15 protein-coding genes are annotated in these 19332 nt (G+C 71.6%); 8 read left to right on the plus strand and 7 right to left on the minus strand.

The window, feature by feature from the left end:
- The first annotated feature begins 476 nt into the window (after window positions 1-476).
- Complete coding sequence (locus QBL21_RS34980) at window positions 477-1850, plus strand: MATE family efflux transporter (RefSeq protein ID WP_407566224.1); 1374 nt, start codon at window positions 477-479, stop codon at window positions 1848-1850.
- A 207-nt stretch (window positions 1851-2057) separates the two neighbouring features.
- Here the strand turns inward: QBL21_RS34980 and rplI are convergent, their stop codons facing one another.
- From rplI to rpsF, 4 genes are all read right to left on the minus strand, one after another.
- Window positions 2058-2504 carry a 50S ribosomal protein L9 gene (gene rplI / locus QBL21_RS34985; RefSeq protein WP_407566225.1) on the minus strand — a complete coding sequence of 149 codons (447 nt, stop codon included), beginning with the start codon at window positions 2502-2504 and terminating at the stop codon, window positions 2058-2060.
- Window positions 2505-2523: 19 nt separating this feature from the next.
- Window positions 2524-2760, minus strand: coding sequence for a 30S ribosomal protein S18 (rpsR, locus tag QBL21_RS34990; protein WP_018838794.1), 237 nt, complete (start codon window positions 2758-2760; stop codon window positions 2524-2526).
- Between the two features lie 73 nt (window positions 2761-2833).
- Complete coding sequence (locus QBL21_RS34995) at window positions 2834-3451, minus strand: single-stranded DNA-binding protein (RefSeq protein WP_407566226.1); 618 nt, start codon at window positions 3449-3451, stop codon at window positions 2834-2836.
- A gap of 134 nt (window positions 3452-3585) precedes the next feature.
- Window positions 3586-3876 (minus strand): 30S ribosomal protein S6, encoded by a 291-nt coding sequence (gene rpsF, locus QBL21_RS35000; RefSeq protein ID WP_018838796.1) that lies wholly within the window; start codon window positions 3874-3876, stop codon window positions 3586-3588.
- A gap of 293 nt (window positions 3877-4169) precedes the next feature.
- Here rpsF and QBL21_RS35005 point away from each other — a divergent pair, with 293 nt between their 5' ends.
- From QBL21_RS35005 to QBL21_RS35015, 3 genes are all read left to right on the plus strand, one after another.
- On the plus strand, window positions 4170-4475 hold the full coding sequence (locus QBL21_RS35005) for a hypothetical protein (protein WP_407566227.1): 306 nt from the start codon (window positions 4170-4172) through the stop codon (window positions 4473-4475).
- Window positions 4476-4683: 208 nt separating this feature from the next.
- Window positions 4684-5802, plus strand: coding sequence for a lipid II:glycine glycyltransferase FemX (locus QBL21_RS35010; RefSeq protein ID WP_407566228.1), 1119 nt, complete (start codon window positions 4684-4686; stop codon window positions 5800-5802).
- Between the two features lie 85 nt (window positions 5803-5887).
- Window positions 5888-6919, plus strand: a complete 1032-nt coding sequence (locus tag QBL21_RS35015) for an alanine racemase (protein ID WP_407566229.1) — start codon at window positions 5888-5890, stop codon at window positions 6917-6919.
- Between the two features lie 4 nt (window positions 6920-6923).
- On the opposite strand, the gene QBL21_RS35020 is transcribed toward QBL21_RS35015, so the two are convergent.
- Both QBL21_RS35020 and QBL21_RS35025 read right to left on the minus strand, forming a co-directional pair.
- On the minus strand, window positions 6924-8489 hold the full coding sequence (locus QBL21_RS35020; RefSeq protein ID WP_407566230.1) for a glycosyltransferase family 87 protein: 1566 nt from the start codon (window positions 8487-8489) through the stop codon (window positions 6924-6926).
- Window positions 8490-8729: 240 nt separating this feature from the next.
- A complete protein-coding gene (locus QBL21_RS35025; RefSeq protein WP_407566231.1) occupies window positions 8730-11510 on the minus strand; it encodes a transglycosylase domain-containing protein in 2781 nt (926 codons plus the stop codon).
- A gap of 398 nt (window positions 11511-11908) precedes the next feature.
- On the opposite strand from QBL21_RS35025, the gene QBL21_RS35030 reads away from it, so the two are divergent.
- The 3 genes from QBL21_RS35030 (at window position 11909) to QBL21_RS35040 (ending at window position 15115) form a co-directional block, all read left to right on the plus strand.
- Entirely contained in the window at window positions 11909-12571 is a 663-nt protein-coding gene (locus tag QBL21_RS35030; protein ID WP_407566232.1) for a PadR family transcriptional regulator, read from the plus strand.
- A gap of 47 nt (window positions 12572-12618) precedes the next feature.
- Window positions 12619-13701 (plus strand): inositol-3-phosphate synthase, encoded by a 1083-nt coding sequence (locus QBL21_RS35035; RefSeq protein WP_407566233.1) that lies wholly within the window; start codon window positions 12619-12621, stop codon window positions 13699-13701.
- 82 nt (window positions 13702-13783) lie between these two features.
- On the plus strand, window positions 13784-15115 hold the full coding sequence (locus QBL21_RS35040; RefSeq protein WP_407566234.1) for an MFS transporter: 1332 nt from the start codon (window positions 13784-13786) through the stop codon (window positions 15113-15115).
- A 120-nt stretch (window positions 15116-15235) separates the two neighbouring features.
- Here QBL21_RS35040 and QBL21_RS35045 read toward each other — a convergent pair whose 3' ends face one another.
- Complete coding sequence (locus tag QBL21_RS35045) at window positions 15236-16693, minus strand: CCA tRNA nucleotidyltransferase (RefSeq protein ID WP_407566235.1); 1458 nt, start codon at window positions 16691-16693, stop codon at window positions 15236-15238.
- A gap of 214 nt (window positions 16694-16907) precedes the next feature.
- On the opposite strand from QBL21_RS35045, the gene QBL21_RS35050 reads away from it, so the two are divergent.
- Window positions 16908-19316, plus strand: a complete 2409-nt coding sequence (locus tag QBL21_RS35050) for a DUF6049 family protein (RefSeq protein WP_407566236.1) — start codon at window positions 16908-16910, stop codon at window positions 19314-19316.
- The last annotated feature ends 16 nt before the right edge of the window (window positions 19317-19332 follow it).

The raw sequence follows: 19332 nt of genomic DNA on the forward strand, positions 1-19332 counted from the left end.
CGGCAGCCCCACCTCCTCCCACCCGCCTTGCGGCGGACCTCTCAGGGCGCCCCTCTTTCTTACGGCACGCCGCTGACAATTCGCCCGCGGCGTTCCGCTTACGGCGCGTCGGCCGGCCCCCGGGACCGCGGGGCGGCGGCGCCGGTATCGGCAGGGGGGAGGGTCCACCGTAGGTCCGCGGCGGCCCCTGGCCAATTGCGCTATCCACAGGGGGTGTGGAAAGCGTCCGCCAACCTGTGGATTACTTGGGGAAAGCTGTGTACGAGCCGGGGGACAGTGCTGTGGACAAGCACACTATCGCTCCGCGATCACCCGTTTGACCTGCTGATTCTCCGTCCACCGCCGGTGGAGGAGAAAAACTTTCCCGTCCGGGCCAAGGTCGCGGCGGGCGCCGCGCCCGCTCACCCCCCACACGTCGACTTGTAAGTGGCCTTACCCAGTTGCGTCTGTTACCTGTGGACTATTAGATTTGCTGCATGCACGACGCCCCCTCGCCCACCGCCGCCGACCAGGGCAAGCCCGGCGAGCGGCGCCGCCGCGCCCGGCGGCGGCACGACCGCGAGATCGTCGCGCTCGCCGTCCCCGCCTTCGGCGCCCTCGTCGCCGAGCCGCTCTTCGTGCTCTTCGACAGCGCCATCGTCGGCCACCTCGGCACCTCCCAGCTCGCCGGGCTCGGCGTCGCCGCCGCCCTCCTCACCACCGCCGTGAGCGTCTTCGTCTTCCTCGCCTACGCCACCACCGCAGCCGTCGCCCGCCGCGTCGGCGCCGGCGATCTGCGCTCCGCGATCCAGCAGGGCATCGACGGCATCTGGCTCGCCGCGCTCCTCGGCGCCCTGCTCGTCGCCGTCACCGTGCCGACCGCTCCCGGCCTCGTCGGCCTCTTCGGCGCCTCCGACACCGCCGCCCCGTACGCGGTCACGTATCTGCGCGTCAGCGCCTTCGGCATCCCCGCCATGCTCGTCGTCTTCGCCGCCACCGGCGTGCTGCGCGGCCTTCAGGACACCCGCACCCCGCTGTACGTCGCCATCGGCGGCTTCACCGCCAACGCCGTGCTGAACGTCGCGCTCGTCTACGGCGCCGGCCTCGGCATCGCCGGCTCCGCCTGGGGCACCGTGCTCGCGCAGTGGGGGATGGCCGCGGTGTACCTGGTCGTCGTCGTACGCGGCGCCCGCAGCCACGGCGCCGCGCTGCGCCCGCAGCCGGCCGGCATACGGGCCTCCGCGCGGGCCGGGGTGCCGCTGCTGATCCGTACGCTGTCGCTACGCGCCATCGGGCTCATCGCGACCGCGGTGGCGGCGGGGCTCGGGGACGAGTCCGTCGCCGCGCACCAGGTGGTGCTGAGCATCTGGTCGCTGCTGGCGTTCGCGCTCGACGCGATCGCGATCGCCGGGCAGGCGATCATCGGCCGGTATCTGGGCGCGGGGGACGTGGACGGCGCGCGGGAGGCGTGCCGGCGGATGGTGCAGTGGGGGGTGGCGACCGGCGCGGTGCTCGGCGCGCTGGTGGTGGCCGCCCGGCCCCTGATCCTGCCGCTGTTCACGGACGACGCGGGGGTGCACGACGTGCTGCTGCCGGCGCTGCTGGTCGTCGCGGTGACGCAGCCGGTGGCGGGGGTGGTGTTCGTGCTCGACGGCGTCCTGATGGGCGCGGGCGACGGGCCGTATCTGGCCTGGGCGATGCTGCTGACGCTGGCGGTCTTCGCGCCGGTGGCGCTGGCGGTGCCGGCGCTGGGCGGGGGACTGACGGCGGTGTGGTGGTCGATGGGGCTGATGATGCTGACCCGGCTGGTGACGCTGTGGCTGCGCGCGCGGTCCGGGCGGTGGCTGGTCACGGGCGCCGTGCGGGCGTAGGCGCCGGTCCCGCACGGACGGACGCGCAGGGGCGCCCCTGCCGTACGGGCCCACGGAACCCACAGCTCCGGGTGCCGTCGGTGCCCCCGCCCGCCCGGTCGCGTACGTCCCCCGCCCGCCCGGTCCCGTAGTTCCGCGCACGCGAACGGGCCGCACCCCCGTGGGGATGCGGCCCGTCCTTCGTTCTACCCGCTGCCGAACAGCGTGTCAGCCGGCCACGACCTCGACGCCGACCTTCGCGTCGACCTCGGGGTGCAGCCGTACGGACACCTGGTGGGCGCCGAGGCTCTTGATCGGCGCGGACAGCTCGATGCGACGCTTGTCCACGTCCGGGCCGCCGGCCGCCTTGATCGCCGTGGCGATGTCGGCCGGGGTGACGGCGCCGAAGAGGCGGCCGCTGGCGCCGGCGCGCGTGGACAGGCGCACCTGCACGCCCTCCAGCTCCGACTTGACGGCGTTGGCCTGCTCGACCGAGGCGATCTCGCGCAGCTTGCGGCCGCGCCGGATCTGCGCGACGTCCTTCTCCCCGCCACGGGTCCAGCGGATCGCCAGCCCGTTGGGGATCAGGTAGTTGCGGGCGTACCCGTCCTTGACCTCGACGACATCGCCCGCGGCACCGAGGCCGGAGACCTCGCCCTTGAGGATGATCTTCATGCTTTACTCACCCTCCCAGTCAGCGCGCGGTCGAGGTGTAGGGCAGCAGCGCCATCTCCCGGCTGTTCTTCACGGCCGTGGCGACATCGCGCTGGTGCTGGGTGCAGTTGCCGGTGACCCGGCGGGCACGAATCTTGCCGCGGTCGGAAATGAACTTCCGCAGCAGGTTCGTGTCCTTGTAGTCGACGTAGGAGATCTTCTCCTTGCAGAAGACGCAAACCTTCTTCTTAGGCTTGCGCGGAGGCGGCTTCGCCATGATGTCTCTTACTCCAGTGTGATCAAGAAGTGTGGTGTGCGAGCACCCACGTCACGTCCCGGGAGGCCCGGGATCAGAACGGGGGCTCGTCCGAGTAACCGCCGCCCTGGCCGCCCTGGCCGCCGCCGGAGTTCCCACCCCAGCTACCGCCCTGGCCGCCCTGCTGACCGCCGCCGCCGGACGTCGCCCACGGGTCGCCCTGCGGGGCACCCCCCTGGCCGCCGCCCTGGCCGCCGCCGGGGTTTCCGCCCCAGCCGCCGCCCTGGCCGCCCTGCTGGCCACCGCCACCGCCACCGCCGCTGAATCCGCCGCCCTGGCCGCCCCTGCCGGTGGTCTTGGTGACCTTGGCGGTGGCATACCGGAGCGCCGGGCCGATCTCGTCGACCTCCAGCTCCACCACGGTCCGCTTCTCGCCCTGCTGGGTCTCGTACGAACGCTGGCGGAGCCGGCCCTGGGCAACCACGCGCGTGCCGCGCGTCAGCGACTCGGCGACGTTCTCCGCCGCCTGGCGCCAGATCGAAGCGCGGAGGAACAGCGGGTCGCCGTCCTTCCACTCGTTCGTCTGCCGGTCGAACGTCCGGGGCGTCGACGCGATCGTGAAGTTCGCGACGGCCGCGCCGGACGGCGTGAAGCGCAGCTCGGGGTCATCGGTCAGGTTTCCGACGACGGTGATGACGGTCTCGCCTGCCATGTCTTGACCTCTCGCGGTTGCTGCCGGGTGGTGCGGTCTGGCTTGTCGGTGCAGTCGGTGCTGTCGGTTCGGTTACTCGTACGCGGACCGTCCGTGACCGGACGGGCCGCACGCGGACTGCTCGTCGGTTGCCGTCAGTGGATTGCGGGGCGCAGGACCTTGGTCCGCAGCACCGACTCGTTGAGGTTCATCTGCCGGTCGAGCTCCTTGACGACATCGGCCTCGGCCTGGATGTCGATGACCGAGTAGATGCCCTCGGGCTTCTTCTTGATCTCGTAAGCGAGACGACGACGGCCCCAGGTGTCGACCTTCTCCACCTTGCCCTTGGCCTCACGGATCACGGACAGGAAGGACTCGATCAACGGGGAGACTGCACGCTCCTCGAGATCGGGGTCGAGGATGACCATCACCTCGTAGTGACGCATTGTGGAACCCACCTCCTCTGGACTCGGCGGCCACGGTCTCTCCGTGGCAGGAGGTTCTTCATTGCGTCGCAACGGTAGCGCCCGGCACTGACATCCCGGAGCGGCGGCGCCGGGTACGGCGCCGATGCGGTGGGATGGCCTGGGCAGACTCCGCTACAGAACGTACACAGTACCCGCAGCAGCCCTTCCGGTTGAAATCCGGCCACGATTCCCGGCAATCTGTACGTAACGGGTGTGAGCGGCGTCACGTACGACCGGTAGCCCGCGCCGCCATACGGGCATGGAGGTGCCCTATGCCTCAGGCAGTACAGCCCCCGCAGCGCAACATCGGCCTCTTCGCCGGCGACGGCCGACCGCACGTCGCCCAGGACACCCTTGTCGCCATCACGCTGGTGGTCGGCGCCCTCGCGCTCGTACTGGCGCAGTGGCGCGGCCTGCACGTGCCGGCGACCTGGGCCGGACTCATCGGGATCGTCACCGGGGCATGGGGACAGATGATCTCGGTGACCACCCGGGAGCGGTTCCTGATCCTCCTCGGACTGGGAGCGGCGGGCCTCGGCTTCTTCCTGGCGATGGCGCGCGGGGGCTTCTCCCTCTGACACCCCCGGCCTGACGCCCCGGCCTGACGCCCCCGGCGTGACGACGGCCGGCCGCCGCCGGCGCCCTTCGGCGGCCGGCGCTCACGCATGTCTGCGCGGCCCCGCGGCTTGGGGCCTTCCCTCCTGGGGGCAGGCGCGCCCGCAGTAGGCTTCACCCGCGAGAAGCCTGCCGCCGTCGGCAACCCGCCGCAGCACGAGGAGCGCCGCCATGAGCCTGACCCTGCAGCCCATCAGCCGCGAGCAGCATCTGGCGTACATCCGCAGCCTGCCCGCCGCGAGCCACTGCCAGATCCCGGCGTGGGCGGACGTGAAGTCCGAGTGGCGCGCGGAGAACCTGGGCTGGTTCGACGCCGACGGCCGGCAGGTGGGCGCGGCTCTGGTGCTGTACCGGCAGTTGCCGAAGGTGAAGCGGTATCTGGCGTACCTGCCGGAGGGGCCGGTCATCGACTGGTACGCGCCGAACCTCGACGCCTGGCTGACGCCGATGCTGGCGCATCTGAAGAGCCAGGGCGCCTTCTCCGTGAAGATGGGGCCGCCGGTGATCATCCGCCGGTGGGAGGCGCCGTCGATCAAGGCGGGCATCGCGGACCCGGACGTCAAGCGGCTGCGCGACGTCAACGCCGACGTCGTCGAGCCGCAGGCGTTCGAGGTCGCCGAGCGGCTGCGGCGGATGGGCTGGCAGCAGGGCGAGGACGGCGGCGCGGGCTTCGGCGACGTACAGCCCCGCTACGTGTTCCAGGTGCCGCTGGCGGGGCGGTCCCTGGACGAGGTCTTCAAGGGCTTCAACCAGCTCTGGCGGCGCAACGTCAAGAAGGCCGAGAAGGCCGGCGTCGAGGTGGTGCAGGGCGGTCTGGAGCACTTCGGCGAGTGGCAGCGGCTGTACGAGATCACGGCCGAGCGCGACAAGTTCCGGCCCAGGCCGCAGGGGTACTTCGAGCGCATGTGGAAGGTGCTCAACGCCGAGGAGCCGGGCCGCATGCGGCTGTACTTCGCCCTCTACCAGGGCGAGTGCCTGGCGGCGACGACGATGCTGACGGTGGGCGGGCACGTGTGGTACTCGTACGGTGCCTCCGCCAACCACGGGCGCGAGGTGCGCCCGTCGAACGCCATCCAGTGGCAGATGATGAAGGACGCGCACGCCGCCGGCGCGCACGTGTACGACCTGCGCGGCATCGGCGACGCGCTCGTCGACAGCGACCACCTCTTCGGGCTGATCCAGTTCAAGGTGGGCACGGGCGGGCAGGCGGCCGAATACCTGGGCGAGTGGGACTACCCACTGAATAAGCTGCTGCACAAGGCTCTCGACATCTACATGTCCCGCCGCTGACCTCAGCGGACTCGCGCGTGAAGCAGCGGGCTTGCGCGTGAAGGAAAGGGCCCCCGACACCGCGAAGGAAGGTACATCGACCGCCATGCCGCTCACGCTCTACGTCGATTCCGCGCGGTGGCGCGCACACCAGCAGCACATCCTGGAGCAGTTCCCCGGACTCGTCCCCGTCTGCAAGGGCAACGGCTACGGCTTCGGCCACGAGCGCCTGGCCGCCGAGGCCGCCCGGCTGGGGGCGAGTCCGCTGGCGGTGGGCACGGTGTACGAGGCGGCGCGGGCGCGCGACTTCGTCAGCGGCGACCTGCTGGTCCTCACCCCGTACCAGCTCACCGAGGAGCCCGTACCGCTGCCGACGCGGGTGATCCGCACCGTCGCGTCGGTGGACGCGGTGGGGCGGCTGGTCGGGGCCCGGATCGTCATCGAGGTGATGAGCTCGATGCGGCGGCACGGGGTGACGGAGGAGGAGCTGCCGAAGCTGGCGTCGCTGCTCTCCGACGTGACGCTGGAGGGCTTCGCGATCCACCTGCCGCTGGACCGCACCGACGGCTCCAGCGCGGTGGACGAGGTCATCGCGTGGATGGACCGGCTGCGCGCGGCGCGGCTGCCGTTGCACACGATGTACGTCAGCCATCTGCGGGCGGACGAGTTCGAGCAGTTGCAGCGGCAGTTCCCGCAGACGCGCTTCAGGGCGCGTATCGGCACCCGGCTGTGGCTGGGCGACCACGACGCGACGCAGTACCGGGGCACGGTGCTGGACGTCACGCGCGTGGCGAAGGGCGACCGCTTCGGCTACCGGCAGCAGAAGGTGTCGGGCGACGGCCACCTGGTGGTGGTCGCCGGCGGTACGTCCCAGGGCGTCGGGCTGGAGGCGCCGAAGGCGATGCACGGGCTGGCGCCGCGGGCGAAGGGCGTGGCGCGGGCCGGGCTGGCGACGGTGAACCGGAACCTGTCGCCGTTCGTGTGGGAGGGCAAGCAGCGCTGGTTCGCGGAGCCCCCGCACATGCAGGTCTCGATCCTGTACCTGCCGGCGGAGTCGTCGGCGCCGGTGCAGGGGGACGAGATGGTCGCGCATCTGCGGCACACGACGACGCAGCCGGACCGGGTGATCGAGCGCTAGCGCGTCACTCGATCGGGGACACCCGACCCGCTTTTGCGCTACGTTCCGCACCCCACCGCACCCGAAGCGCGCCCGGTCCGACCGGTACGCCCGGTCCGCCCGGCACGCCCGCCGCGTGCCGCCCGTGGCCGGCCTCGGCGAGCACCCGCACGTCCGGCGCCCGGTCCAGGACGCCGCCGCCGGGGTCGTCGTCGCCGAGGCGGCGTACGGGATCGCGGTCGGGCATCACGATGTCGCGTACGACGACGGCGCACAGGTACAGCGTGCCGAGCAGATGCGCGGCGATGGCCAGGTGGTAGCCGTCCGGGGGCAGGCCCTTGGCGTCCTCGCCGCCGTTGGTGTAGGCGAGGTAGAGCCAGATGCCCAGGTAGTACGCGACCTCGCAGCCCTGCCAGATGAGGAAGTCGCGCCAGCGCGGCCGGGCGAGGGCGGCGAGCGGGATGAGCCACAGGACGTACTGCGGCGAATAGACCTTGTTGGTGACGATGAACAGCGCCACGATCAGGAACGCGAGCTGCGCGAACCGCGGGCGGCGCGGCGCGGCGAGCGCGAGGGCGCCGATGCCGAGGCAGCCGAGGACCATCAGGCAGGCGGCGTAGATGTTGGCGTCGTCCAGGGGCTCGCCGGAGCGCTGGGAGATGATCAGCCAGAACGAGCCGAAGTCCACGCCCCGTTCCTGGCTGAAGGTGTAGAACTTCGCCCAGCCGTCCGGGGCCTTGACCATCACCGGCAGGTTGACGACGAGCCACGCGCCGGCCGCGGCGGCGGTCGCGGTGCCGAACTGCCGTAGCCGCCCGGCGCGCAGGCAGAGCACCAGCAGGGGCCACAGCAGCAGCACGGGGTACAGCTTGGCGGCGGTGGCGAGGCCGAGGAGCACGCCGGCGGCGACGGGGCGGCTGCGGGACCAGGCGAGCATCGCGGCGGCGGTGAGGGCGACGGCGAGCAGGTCCCAGTTGATCGTCGCGGTGAGCGCGAGCGCCGGGGCGAGCGCGACGAGGAGCCCGTCCCAGGGCCGTCTGCGGTGCGTACGGGCGACGCAGACGGCGACGATGGCGGCGCAGGCCATCAGCATGCCAGCGTTGACGAGCCAGTAGGCCTGCTCGCGGTGGACGAGGTCGTCGCCGCCCGGGGTGAGCCAGGAGGCGGCCTCCATGAACAGCCCGGTCAGGACCGGGTATTCGAGGTACTCCATGCCGCCGGAGACCTGGGGCGGGATGCGGTCGAAGTACGGGGTGAGGTCGTCGGCGAAGCCGCGGCCCTGGTACAGGTGCGGGATGTCGGAGTAGCAGGCGCGGGTGTACTGCGCGTTGGCGCCCGAGAACCAGGCGCCGTCGTAGCACGGGTACTTCTGCACCATGCCCAGCGCAAACATCCCGATCGCCACGAGCGCGATCACCCGCACCGGCGTCCACCAGGACCCGCCGAAGAGCGCCCGGCGGCCCAGCGGCCCGCCGAGGACCTCGCTGCCGCGGACGGCGATCTCGTCGTGCCGGGTGGGGGCCACGGGCGGCCCGTCGGGCGCCCCCGCCGCGGCCGGCCGCCGGGCCGGGTCGTGGTCCACGCTCGTCATGGGGCCATCCTGCCGTACGAGGGCGGGGCGCAGGCGGGCGTACGGGCACCGCGCGCGACGGGGCGGGCGGGCCCCGGCCGCGTACGGGCCACCGGGACCGGGCGGGCGGCCCGCCCGGCGCGGGCTCCCGCTCCAGGCGGGCCGGGGGCGCTCAGGACACGTCGGCCGGGACGGGGACCACGGCGGCGGGGGCCGGGGGCGCGGCGGATGAGGGCGCGGCGGACGGGGGCGCGGCGGGCGTCATGGGATCACTCCTCCGCCGTCGTCGCCGCCGTTGCCTCCGTTGCCGTTGTTGCCGCCGTTCCAGCCGCCGTCGGTCGTCGTCTCCCCGGTGGTCTCCCCGGTCGTCTCTCCCGTCGTCTCCCCGGTCGTGGTCTCCCCGTTCGTCTCGCCGCCTGGATCGCCGTTCGTCGCGCCGCCGGTCTGGCACTCCAGGTCCCACGGCTCGCACGTCTGGCTGGGCGGGGGCGACGTCGAGGGCGGCGGGCTGTTGGTGGGCTTGTCCGGCTCCTCGCTGGGCTTGGTCTCGGACGGCTCGGGCTCGATGTCGGTCGGGGTGGGCGTGGGGACGCCGCCGCCATCGACGATCTCGCCCAGCGGGCCGGGCTCCGGGAACTCCTTCGCGTCCTCGCCCGCCAGGGCGGCCTTCATGTAGTTGGTCCAGATCTCCGTCGGGATCTGACCACCGTGGATGGAGTCGAAGCCGCCGGTTCCGTTCATCGACAGCAGTTCCTGCTTGTCGCTGCGCGGGTCGGTACGGAAGAGGGTGACGGCCGTGGACAACTGCGGGGTGTACCCCACCCACCAGGCTGACTTGTTCTTGTCCGTGGTGCCGGTCTTGCCCGCCGCGGGCCGCTCCAGGTCGCGCGCGGCGGCGCCGGTGCCGGAGCCGAACTCGCCGAACTCGCCGTTGATGACGTTGTCTTCCATCACCTTGGTCACGGTGTCGGCGACGTTCGCGTCGATGCCGCGCTTGGTGGGGTGCTTGTCGTAGCCGGGCAGTTCCTTGCCGTCCTCGACCACCTTCGTCACGGAGTACGGCTCGATGTGCTCGCCGGAGGCGGCGAACGTTCCGTACGCACTGGCCATGCGGATGGCGCTGGGGGTCGAGGTGCCGATGGAGAACGAGGCGTTGTTGTTCGGGTCCATCGAGTCCTCGAGGATCCCGAGGTTCTCGGCCGTCTCGCGGATGTTGTCCAGTCCCACGTCGATGCCGAGCTGGACGTACGGGGTGTTGATGGACAGCCCGGTCGCCATGTTGAGGTCGACGTATCCGTAACTCTGGTCGGCCTCGTTGACCTGCCGGAAGTCCTCGCCTCCTGGCCCGGGCATCGGGTCGCCGTTCTGGTCCCGGATGATGATCTCGTTGTTGCCGTTGTACTTGCTCTCCGGTGAGATCGGCTCGCCGTCGCTGCGGTACGTGCCGTTCTCGAAGGCGGAGGCGAGGACGAACGGCTTCCAGGTGGACCCGACCGGGACGCCGAGGGTGTCGGCGTTGTTCGTGAAGTGGTCCTTGTCGAAGCCCTCGCCGCCGTAGAGGGCGACGATCTTCCCCGTGTCCGGTTCGACGGAGGCCCCGCCGAACTGGACGTACTTGTCCTTCTCCCGCTTCTTCGGGTCGAGGTACTCCTTGCGGGCGTCGTCGACCGCCTTCTCCATCTGCGCGACCTTCTTCCTGTCGAAGGTCGTGTAGATGCGGTAGCCGCCGCGCTCCAGTTGTTCCTTCTCGATGTTGGAGTTCTTCAGGACGTATCTGTTGGCCGTCTCGATGAGATAGCCCTTCTGTCCCGTCAGACCCGCGCTGGGGTTGTACTTCTCGATCTCGGGGAACTTGTCGTACTCGGCCCGCTTGGCCGGCGACATCATCTTCTGGCCGTCCAGCTCGACCTCGGTCTGCCGGTCGAGGATCCACTCCCAGCGCTCCTCGGCGCGTGCCCGGTTGTCCTCCGGCGAGGCGCCCGGGACGGAGCCGCCCTGGGGGTCGTAGAGGTCCGGGCCCTTGAGGACGGCGGCGAGGAAGGCGGACTGGTCGGGCGCGAGGTCCTCGGCGTCTACACGGAAGTACGCCTGGGCGGCGGCCTGGATGCCGTAGGCGCCGCGGCCGTAGTACGCGGTGTTGAGGTAGCCGGCGAGGATCTCGTTCTTGTCGACCTTCGCGCCCACCTTGATGGAGATGAACAGCTCCTGCACCTTGCGGGAGATGGTCTGCGACTGGTCGTCGAGCCGGGCGTTCTTGACGTACTGCTGGGTGATGGTCGAACCGCTCTGGGTGGAGCCGCCGGCGGCCATGTTGAACATGGCGCGGACGATGCCCTTGGGGTCGATCCCGGGGTCGGAGTAGAAGGTGGCGTTCTCCGCGGCGATGACCGCGTTCTGCATCTCCTCCGGGATGTCCTCCAGATCGACGATCTGGCGGTTCTTCTCGCCGCCGTACGTGGCCATCTGGGTGCCGTCGGACCAGTAGTAGACGTTGTTCTGCGCCTTGGCGGCGGCGGCGACGCTCGGCACCTCCACGAGCATGTAGCCGAGGAAGAACAGGCCGATGAGCAGCCCGACGCCGAGCACGCACATCCCCATGACCTGCTTCCAGGAGGGGAGCCAGCGGCGCAGGCCGGTGTGGTTGGAGCGGGGGTAGTCGATGAACCGCTTCCGCGGCGGCGGCTCGGGGCGGCGCCTGCGGCGCGGGCCGTCGTAGCCGCCGGCGCCGGAGTGGCTGCGGCCGTGTCCGCCGCCGCCGTGGCCACCGCCGCCGTGGCCGCCGTGGCCGGGTCCGTGGCCGCCGCCGTGCCCGGCTCCGCCTGCTGCCGCGCCCGCGGCGCCCGCACCGGCGCCTGCGCCCGCGCCGTAGCCGGGGTTCGTGCCGGGGTTCGTGCCGCCGGCCCGCCGTCGGCCGCCACCGCCGGCGGCGCGGCCGGGGGCGTAGCCACCCTCCGCGCCGGACGTCCCGCGGCGGCCGGAGTGGGCGCCGTGACGGCCTCCTCCGCGGCCGCTGTTCGGCGGCTTGCGACGGTGCTCGCTCATGAAGGGACTACTCCTCGAACAGGTGGCATCGCCTGTGGGCGTCTTCTGTCAGCCGGTCCCCCCGATGCACGACCGGTCTCTGTCCTCTGGCAACCAGCCGCACTGTACCGAGGACGAAGACGTCCGCAGGCGGCTCCAGGTTCCCTTCCGACAGCATGCGGAACAGAGTACGCACCGCCGTTGCCCGCTTTGCGCCGGGTATTACGCGCTATACCGGACACTTCGGCTCGCCCGGTCAAGCGGATGTGACGCCGTTCACAGAACCCTCGCTTGCCGCCGCCCCCGACCCGTTCTATCGTCGGGATGTATCGAGTCGATACATCAGCACGACACATCGGTCTGACACATCGGCCCGGCATAACCAGAGCGGGGCATCCGCGGCACGGGAGGAGGAGGCGATGAGCAGACGCTCGGACGTCCTGGAATTCGCCGTCCTCGGCCTGCTCCGCGAGTCCCCCATGCACGGCTACGAGCTGCGCAAGCGGCTCAACAGCTCGCTGGGGGTGTTCCGCGCGTTCAGCTACGGCAGCCTCTATCCCTGTCTGAAGACTCTGGTCGCACAGGGATGGCTGACGGAGGAGGCCGCGCCCGCACCGCAGGACGGCCCCGCCGTGCCGCTGGCGGGCCGGCGCGCCAAGATCGTCTACCGGCTGACGGCCGAGGGCAAGGAGCACTTCGAGGAGCTGCTCGCCCAGACCGGGCCCGAGGCGTGGGAGGACGAGCACTTCGGCGTCCGCTTCGCCTTCTTCGGCCAGACGTCGCGTGACGTACGGGTCCGGGTGCTCGAAGGCCGGCGCAGCCGGCTGGAGGAGCGCCTGGACAAGATGCGCACGTCGCTGGCGCGCACGCGCGAGCGACTCGACGACTACACCCTGGAGCTACAGCGGCATGGGATGGAGTCCGTCGAGCGCGAGGTGCGCTGGCTCACCGAGCTGATCGAGAGCGAACGGGCGGGGCGCGACCAGCGCCCTTCGGGAGACGCCGGTTCACCAGAGACGGGCGGCCTGCCCCGTGACCGGGACAGCACCCGGCCGGATCCGTCCGACGACACCGCCAACTGAGGCCCTGCCCTAACACGGCCTCAACGAAGAACAGGGAGCAACCGTCAATGGGTTCGGTTCGTGTAGCCATCGTCGGCGTGGGCAACTGCGCCGCGTCTCTCGTGCAGGGCGTCGAGTTCTACAGGGACGCCGACCCGGGCAGCCGGGTGCCCGGGCTGATGCACGTCCAGTTCGGCGACTACCACGTCGGTGACGTCGAGTTCGTCGCCGCGTTCGACGTCGACGCCAAGAAGGTGGGTCTCGACCTCGCCGACGCCATCGGCGCGAGCGAGAACAACACCATCAAGATCTGCGATGTGCCCAACAGCGGCGTGACCGTGCAGCGCGGCCAGACGCTCGACGGCCTCGGGCGCTACTACCGCGAGACGATCGAGGAGTCCGCCGAGGAGCCCGTCGACGTCGTGCAGGTGCTGCGGGACCGCCGGGTAGACGTGCTGGTCTGCTACCTCCCGGTCGGCTCCGAGGACGCCGCGAAGTACTACGCCCAGTGCGCCATCGACGCCGGTGTGGGCTTCGTCAACGCCCTGCCGGTGTTCATCGCGGGCACCAAGGAGTGGGCCGACAAGTTCACCGAGGCGGGCGTGCCGATCGTCGGCGACGACATCAAGTCGCAGGTCGGCGCCACCATCACGCACCGCGTCATGGCGAAGCTCTTCGAGGACCGGGGCGTCATCCTGGACCGTACGATGCAGCTCAACGTCGGCGGCAACATGGACTTCAAGAACATGCTGGAGCGCGACCGGCTGGAGTCCAAGAAGATCTCCAAGACCCAGGCCGTGACCTCCCAGATCCCCGACCGCGACCTGGGCGAGCGCAACGTGCACATCGGCCCGTCGGACTACGTCGCCTGGCTGGACGACCGCAAGTGGGCGTACGTGCGCCTGGAGGGCCGCGCCTTCGGCGAGGTGCCGCTCAGCCTGGAGTACAAGCTGGAGGTCTGGGACTCGCCGAACTCCGCGGGCATCATCATCGACGCGCTGCGCGCCGCGAAGATCGCCAAGGACCGCGGCATCGGCGGCCCGGTGCTGTCGGCGTCCTCGTACTTCATGAAGTCCCCGCCCGTGCAGTACTTCGACGACGAGGCGCGGGAGAACGTGGAGAAGTTCATCCGCGGCGAAGTCGAGCGCTGAGCGGCACCGTCGCCGGCGACTCGCCGTCTTCAGGGGCCCCGGGCTGCCGCCCGGGGCCCCTCGGCATGTGATGCTGAACGCCATGCCCGTTGTCCGCGACCTCCGCAGCCTGCTGCGGCTGCCCGGCTTCCGCCGGCTGCTGGCCGTGCGGCTGCTCTCCCAGGGCGCCGACGGCGTCTACCAGGTGGCGCTCGCCGCGTACGTGGTCTTCTCCCCGGAGCGACAGACCTCGCCGGCCGCCATCGCCTCCGCGATGGCGGTGCTGCTCCTGCCGTACTCGATCGTCGGCCCCTTCGCCGGCGTACTGCTGGACCGCTGGCGGCGCCGCCAGGTGCTGCTGTACGGGAACGTGCTGCGCGCCGTCTTCGCCGCGGGCACGGCGGCGCTGCTGCTCGCCGGGGTGCCGGACTGGCTGTTCTATCTCTCCGCGCTGTCCGTCACCGCCGTCAACCGCTTCGTGCTGTCCGGGCTCTCCGCCGCGCTGCCGCGCGTGGTGGACACCGAAGAACAGCTCGTCGTCGGCAACTCCCTGTCGCCGACCGCGGGCACGCTGGCGGCCACGGCGGGCGGCGGCGTCGCGTTCCTCGTCGGGCTGGCCGGGCCCAAGGGAGGCGCGGCCGACGCGATAACGGTGCTCGTCGGCTCGGGGCTGTATCTCTGCGCGGCGCTGGCGGCGCTGCGGATGACGCCGGGGGCGCTGGGGCCGGACCCGGAGCTGGTGCTGCCGCGGGTAGCGGCGGCGGTCGCCAGCACCGCGCGCGGGCTGGTCGCGGGCGTACGGCACCTGCGCGAGCGGCGCGAGGCGGCGCAGGCGCTGTCCGCCATGGCCCTGATGCGCTTCTGCTTCGGCGCGCTGACGGTGATGCTGCTGATGCTCTGCCGCTACGCCTGGTCCGACGGCGAGGACGAGGGCATGGCGCTGCTCGGCGTGGCCGTCGGCCTGTCGGGGCTGGGGTTCTTCGTCGCGGCGGTGCTGACGCCCTGGCTGGTGACGCGGCTGGGCCGGTCCGGCTGGATGACGCTGTGCGCGGCGCTGGCGGCGGTGCTGACGCCGACGTTGGCGCTGTCCTTCGCGCCGGGGCCGATGCTGGCCGCGGCGTTCGTCCTCGGGGTCACCACCCAGGGCGTCAAGATCACGACGGACACGGTGGTGCAGTCATCGGTGGACGATGCCTACCGCGGCCGGGTCTTCTCCCTCTACGACATGCTCTTCAACGTCGCCTTCGTCGGCGCCGCCGCGGCGTCGGCGGCGCTGCTGCCCGCGGACGGGCGCTCGGCGGTGCTGGTGGTAGGGGTCTCGCTCATCTTCGCGGGCATCGCCTTGTCGATGTTTCACGTGAAACACACGCCCGAGGAGGCTCACCCGGCGGCCCTGGAGGGCGGCGCCGAGCCGCATGTTTCACGTGAAACGTGACGCCCGCGCCCGGCGCGGCGCCGCCGCCTCCGTAGGCCGGGCGGCCTTGCGTCGGCCGGTGGCGCGTCGGTTCGCCCTACGCCGGTCGGCCGCACGCCGCCGGCCTCCGGCCCCGTAGCCCTACGCCGGGTTCTGCTCCGCCCACCACGCGCGCAGCGCCTCGACGGCGGCCTCGTGCTCCAGGGGGCCGTGCTCCAGCCGCAGCTCCAGCATGTGCCGGTACGCGCCGCCGACCGCCGGCCCGGGGCCGATGCCGAGAACCTTCATGATCTCGTTGCCGTCGAGGTCCGGGCGGATCGCGTCCAGCTCCTCCTGCTCCTGGAGCCGCGCGATGCGCTCCTCCAGCCCGTCGTACGCACGCTGGAGGGCCAGCGCCTTGCGCTTGTTGCGGGTGGTGCAGTCGGAGCGGGTCAGCTTGTGCAGCCGGTCCAGCAGCGGCCCGGCGTCGCGCACGTAGCGGCGCACCGCGGAGTCCGTCCACTCGCCGGTGCCGTAGCCGTGGAAGCGCAGGTGCAGCTCGACCAGCCGGGAGACGTCCTTGATCTGCTCGTTGGGGTACTTCAGCTTCGTCATCCGGGCCTTGGTCATCTTGGCCCCGACCACCTCGTGGTGGTGGAAGGAGACCCGGCCGTCCTGCTCGAAGCGGCGCGTGCGCGGCTTGCCGATGTCGTGGAGCAGCGCCGCGAGCCGCAGCACCAGGTCGGGCCCGTTCGCCTCCAGCGCGATGGCCTGCTCCAGCACGATCAGGGAGTGCTCGTAGACGTCCTTGTGCCGGTGGTGCTCGTCGCGCTCCAGCCGCAGCGCGGGCAGCTCCGGCAGCACGTACTCCGCCAGGCCGGTGTCGACCAGCAGGTGCAGACCCAGGCGCGGGCGGGGGGCGAGGAGCAGCTTGTTCAGCTCGTCCCTCACCCGCTCGGCGGACACGATCTCGATCCGCTCAGCCATGTCCGTCATCGCCGCGACGACCTCCGGCGCCACCTCGAAGCCGAGCTGGGCCGCGAACCGCGCGGCCCGCATCATCCGCAGCGGGTCGTCACCGAAGGACTCCTGCGGGGTGCCGGGGGTGCGCAGCACCCGGGCCGCCAGGTCGTCCAGCCCGCCGTGCGGGTCGACGAACTCCTTCTCCGGCAGCGCCACGGCCATCGCGTTGACCGTGAAGTCCCGGCGGACGAGGTCCTCCTCGATGGAGTCGCCGTACGACACCTCGGGCTTGCGGGACGTCCGGTCGTACGCCTCGGAGCGGTACGTGGTGATCTCGATCTGGAGATCGCCCTTGCGGCAGCCGACGGTGCCGAACGCGATGCCGACCTCCCACACCGCGTCCGCCCACGGCCGGACGATGTCGAGCACCCGCTCCGGGCGGGCGTCGGTGGTGAAGTCGAGGTCGTTCCCGAGCCGGCCGAGCAGCGCGTCCCGTACGGAGCCGCCCACCAGCGCCAGCCGGGCGCCGGCGTCCCGGAAGCGGTGGGCCAGGTCGTCGGCGACGGGGGAGACACGCAGCAGTTCGCTGACGGCGCTGCGCTGGGCACGGCTGAGCGTGGCCTGCTGGGTTCGGTGGTCTTCGCGGGCATTCGGCACAACAGAACAGGGTACGGGCCGCGCGCCGCGGGACCGCAACTGGCCACCCTCCGCGGCACCTCCGTACTGCCCCGGCGTCGATCGGGTGGCGGGCCGCCCGGAGGTTGACGCAGTCCCCGACACCCGGCGTCCCGCACCTCGTTACCATCGGGGTCCAAGGCAGGCGGCACAAGGCCGCGGGCCGGGCACGAGGACGACGAGGACGGGCGAGCGCGTGGCCGAGCTGGCACATTTCACGGGGTCCGCGGGCGGGCCTCCCGCCCGTCCCCCGGCCCACCGGCGGCTGCTGACCGCCCTGCTGCTCGTGGCGCTGCTGCTGCCGGCCGCGCTCGTGCAGTTGCCGGCGGCCGGCGAGGCGCGTGCGCAGCCGTCCGGCTCCCGCTCGGTCAGCGTGTCCGTGGACTATCTGAACCCCTCCGTCCCCTCCGGCGGCGACGACCTCACGGTCTCCGGGAAGGTCACCAACAAGACCGAGGCCAAGATCACCGACCCGCATGTCTCGCTGCGCCTCAGCGGACCGCTGACGAGCCGCAGCGAGGTCTCCCAGGCCACGGAGCGCACGGGCTGGATCTCGGAGTACGACGGGGCGGAGATCGGCGGTCCCGGCACCGAGGAGCTGCGGAGCCTGGCCCCCGGCATGAGCCGCGAGTTCAGCATGACGATCCCCGTGGACCGGCTGCCGCTGGACGCGCCCGGCGTCTACCAGCTCGCCGTCTCGCTCAGCGGGACCTCCGCGGACGCCGGCTACGAGCAGGTGCTCGGCATCGAGCACACCTTCCTGCCCTGGCAGCCCGACAACCTGTCCACCAAGACCCGGCTCACCTTCGTCTGGCCCCTCATCGCCACCCCCCGGCTCACCGCACGCACCGAGCCGGACGACGTGCAGACGCCGCTGTTCGCCGGCGACGGCCTGCTGGAGCAGATGGAGCCCGGCGGCCGGCTCCAGCAGATGGTCGCGCTCGGCGAGGAACTGCCCGTGACGTGGGTCGTCGATCCGGAGCTGCTGGCCGCGGCGTCCGCGATGACGGAGCCGTACAACGTGCTGACCGAGGACGGCGAGACCGTCCCCGGCAAGGGCCAGGAGACCGCCCGGCAGTGGCTGGGGGACCTCCAGAACGCCGTGAAGGGCCGCGAGGTCGTCGCACTGCCCTTCGGCGACCCGGACCTGGCCTCCATCGCCCACCGCGGCCGCAAGGTCTCCGGCACCCTCGACCAGCTCGGCGACGCCACCACCCTGGCCCGTACGACCGTGGAGTCGGTCCTGCACCTGGAGCCGGAGACCGACCTCGCCTGGCCGGCGGAGGGCGCGGTCGACCGGCGCATCGCCGGTGTCGCGGGTGCGGCCGGGGCGCAGTGGCTCCTCGCCCGCAGCGACAGCATGACCGAGAGCGGCCTGTCATACACGCCGACCGCGGCCCGCCCCATCGGGGGCGGCCAGACGGCGCTGGTGGCCGACGCACAGCTCTCCCGGGCCTTCGAGGGGGACATGAGCCGGGCGGAGACGTTCTCCCTGGCCGTCCAGGAGTTCCTGGCCCAGACCCTCGTGACGACGCTCCAGCAGCCGAACATGCAGCGGAGCATCGTCGTCGCGCCCCAGCGCACGCCCACGCTCGGCCAGGCGCAGGCGATGGCCGAGGCGCTCGGCGACCTCGACACCAGCACGTGGATGACGCCGCTCAACCTCAGCAGCGCCGCCGTGGAGCCCGCCGACCCGGCCGCGAACCGCACGGTGCCGGGCACCGGCGCGTACCCGAAGAAGCTGCGGAAGCAGGAGATCCCCCGCAGGGCGTTCGACCGGATCCTCGCCACCCGGCAGCAGCTCGACAACTTCTCCGACATCCTCGACCGGAGCCGGCGGGTCATCGTGCCCTTCGGCAACGCGCTGCTGCGTGAGATGTCCACGCAGTGGCGCGGGCGCAAGGCCGAGGCGGAGGCGTTCCGGCTGGAGGTGCAGGAGTACCTCCAGGACCTCACCTCGCAGGTGCAGCTCATCGACAAGTCCGACCTCACGCTGTCCGGCAACAGCGGCACGATCCCGGTGACCGTGCAGAACAACCTGGTGCAGAACGTCCGCGGGCTGGAGCTGCGGCTGACGTCGGGCGTGCCCAGCCGGCTGCGGATCGAGCAGGAGCGGCAGCCCATCGAGGTGGCGGGCGGCCACAGCACCTCGGTGAAGTTCGAGGCGTCCGCGCGGGCCAGCGGGCCGGTGAAGATCACCGCCCAGCTCTTCACCGCGGACGGCAAGCCCTTCGGCGAGGCGAAGACCTTCCAGGTGGAGGTGACCTCCATCACCTCCACGGTGCTGCTCGTCATCGGCGCCGGGATCCTGCTGCTAGTCCTCGCCGGCGTACGGATGTACTCGCAGCGCAAGCGCGCCGCCCGGACGGCGGACACGGACGAAGACACCTACGGGGACGGGGAAGAGAACGGAAACGGGGACGGGGACGACGGCTCCGACGGCGCCGGGGGCCCGGAAGACACGGCAGACCCCGGTAACGACGGCGATAGCGGGGAATCCGACAAGGAGGCACACCGAACGCACCCCACCGGCGGCGACCGTGCCGACGACACCGACACGGAAAGCGGTGCCCGGTCGGGTGCCAGTGAGAGAGTGGAGCGGTGAGAAAGACCAGGCCGTT

It is taken from the genome of Streptomyces sp. 184 (assembly GCF_045781775.1).
Classification (GTDB): domain Bacteria; phylum Actinomycetota; class Actinomycetes; order Streptomycetales; family Streptomycetaceae; genus Streptomyces.

Bases quoted from the DNA above. Each gene is read 5' to 3' on its own strand.
- QBL21_RS35005 (WP_407566227.1), top strand. From the start codon at position 4,170: ATGCCTCAGGCAGTACAGCCCCCGCAGCGCAACATCGGCCTCTTCGCC.
- QBL21_RS35025 (WP_407566231.1), bottom strand. From the start codon at position 11,510: ATGAGCGAGCACCGTCGCAAGCCGCCGAACAGCGGCCGCGGAGGAGGC.
- QBL21_RS35020 (WP_407566230.1), bottom strand. From the start codon at position 8,489: ATGACGAGCGTGGACCACGACCCGGCCCGGCGGCCGGCCGCGGCGGGG.
- rplI (WP_407566225.1), bottom strand. From the start codon at position 2,504: ATGAAGATCATCCTCAAGGGCGAGGTCTCCGGCCTCGGTGCCGCGGGC.
- QBL21_RS35035 (WP_407566233.1), top strand. From the start codon at position 12,619: ATGGGTTCGGTTCGTGTAGCCATCGTCGGCGTGGGCAACTGCGCCGCG.
- QBL21_RS35030 (WP_407566232.1), top strand. From the start codon at position 11,909: ATGAGCAGACGCTCGGACGTCCTGGAATTCGCCGTCCTCGGCCTGCTC.
- QBL21_RS35010 (WP_407566228.1), top strand. From the start codon at position 4,684: ATGAGCCTGACCCTGCAGCCCATCAGCCGCGAGCAGCATCTGGCGTAC.
- QBL21_RS34995 (WP_407566226.1), bottom strand. From the start codon at position 3,451: ATGGCAGGCGAGACCGTCATCACCGTCGTCGGAAACCTGACCGATGAC.
- rpsR (WP_018838794.1), bottom strand. From the start codon at position 2,760: ATGGCGAAGCCGCCTCCGCGCAAGCCTAAGAAGAAGGTTTGCGTCTTC.
- rpsF (WP_018838796.1), bottom strand. From the start codon at position 3,876: ATGCGTCACTACGAGGTGATGGTCATCCTCGACCCCGATCTCGAGGAG.
- QBL21_RS35040 (WP_407566234.1), top strand. From the start codon at position 13,784: ATGCCCGTTGTCCGCGACCTCCGCAGCCTGCTGCGGCTGCCCGGCTTC.
- QBL21_RS35015 (WP_407566229.1), top strand. From the start codon at position 5,888: ATGCCGCTCACGCTCTACGTCGATTCCGCGCGGTGGCGCGCACACCAG.
- QBL21_RS34980 (WP_407566224.1), top strand. From the start codon at position 477: ATGCACGACGCCCCCTCGCCCACCGCCGCCGACCAGGGCAAGCCCGGC.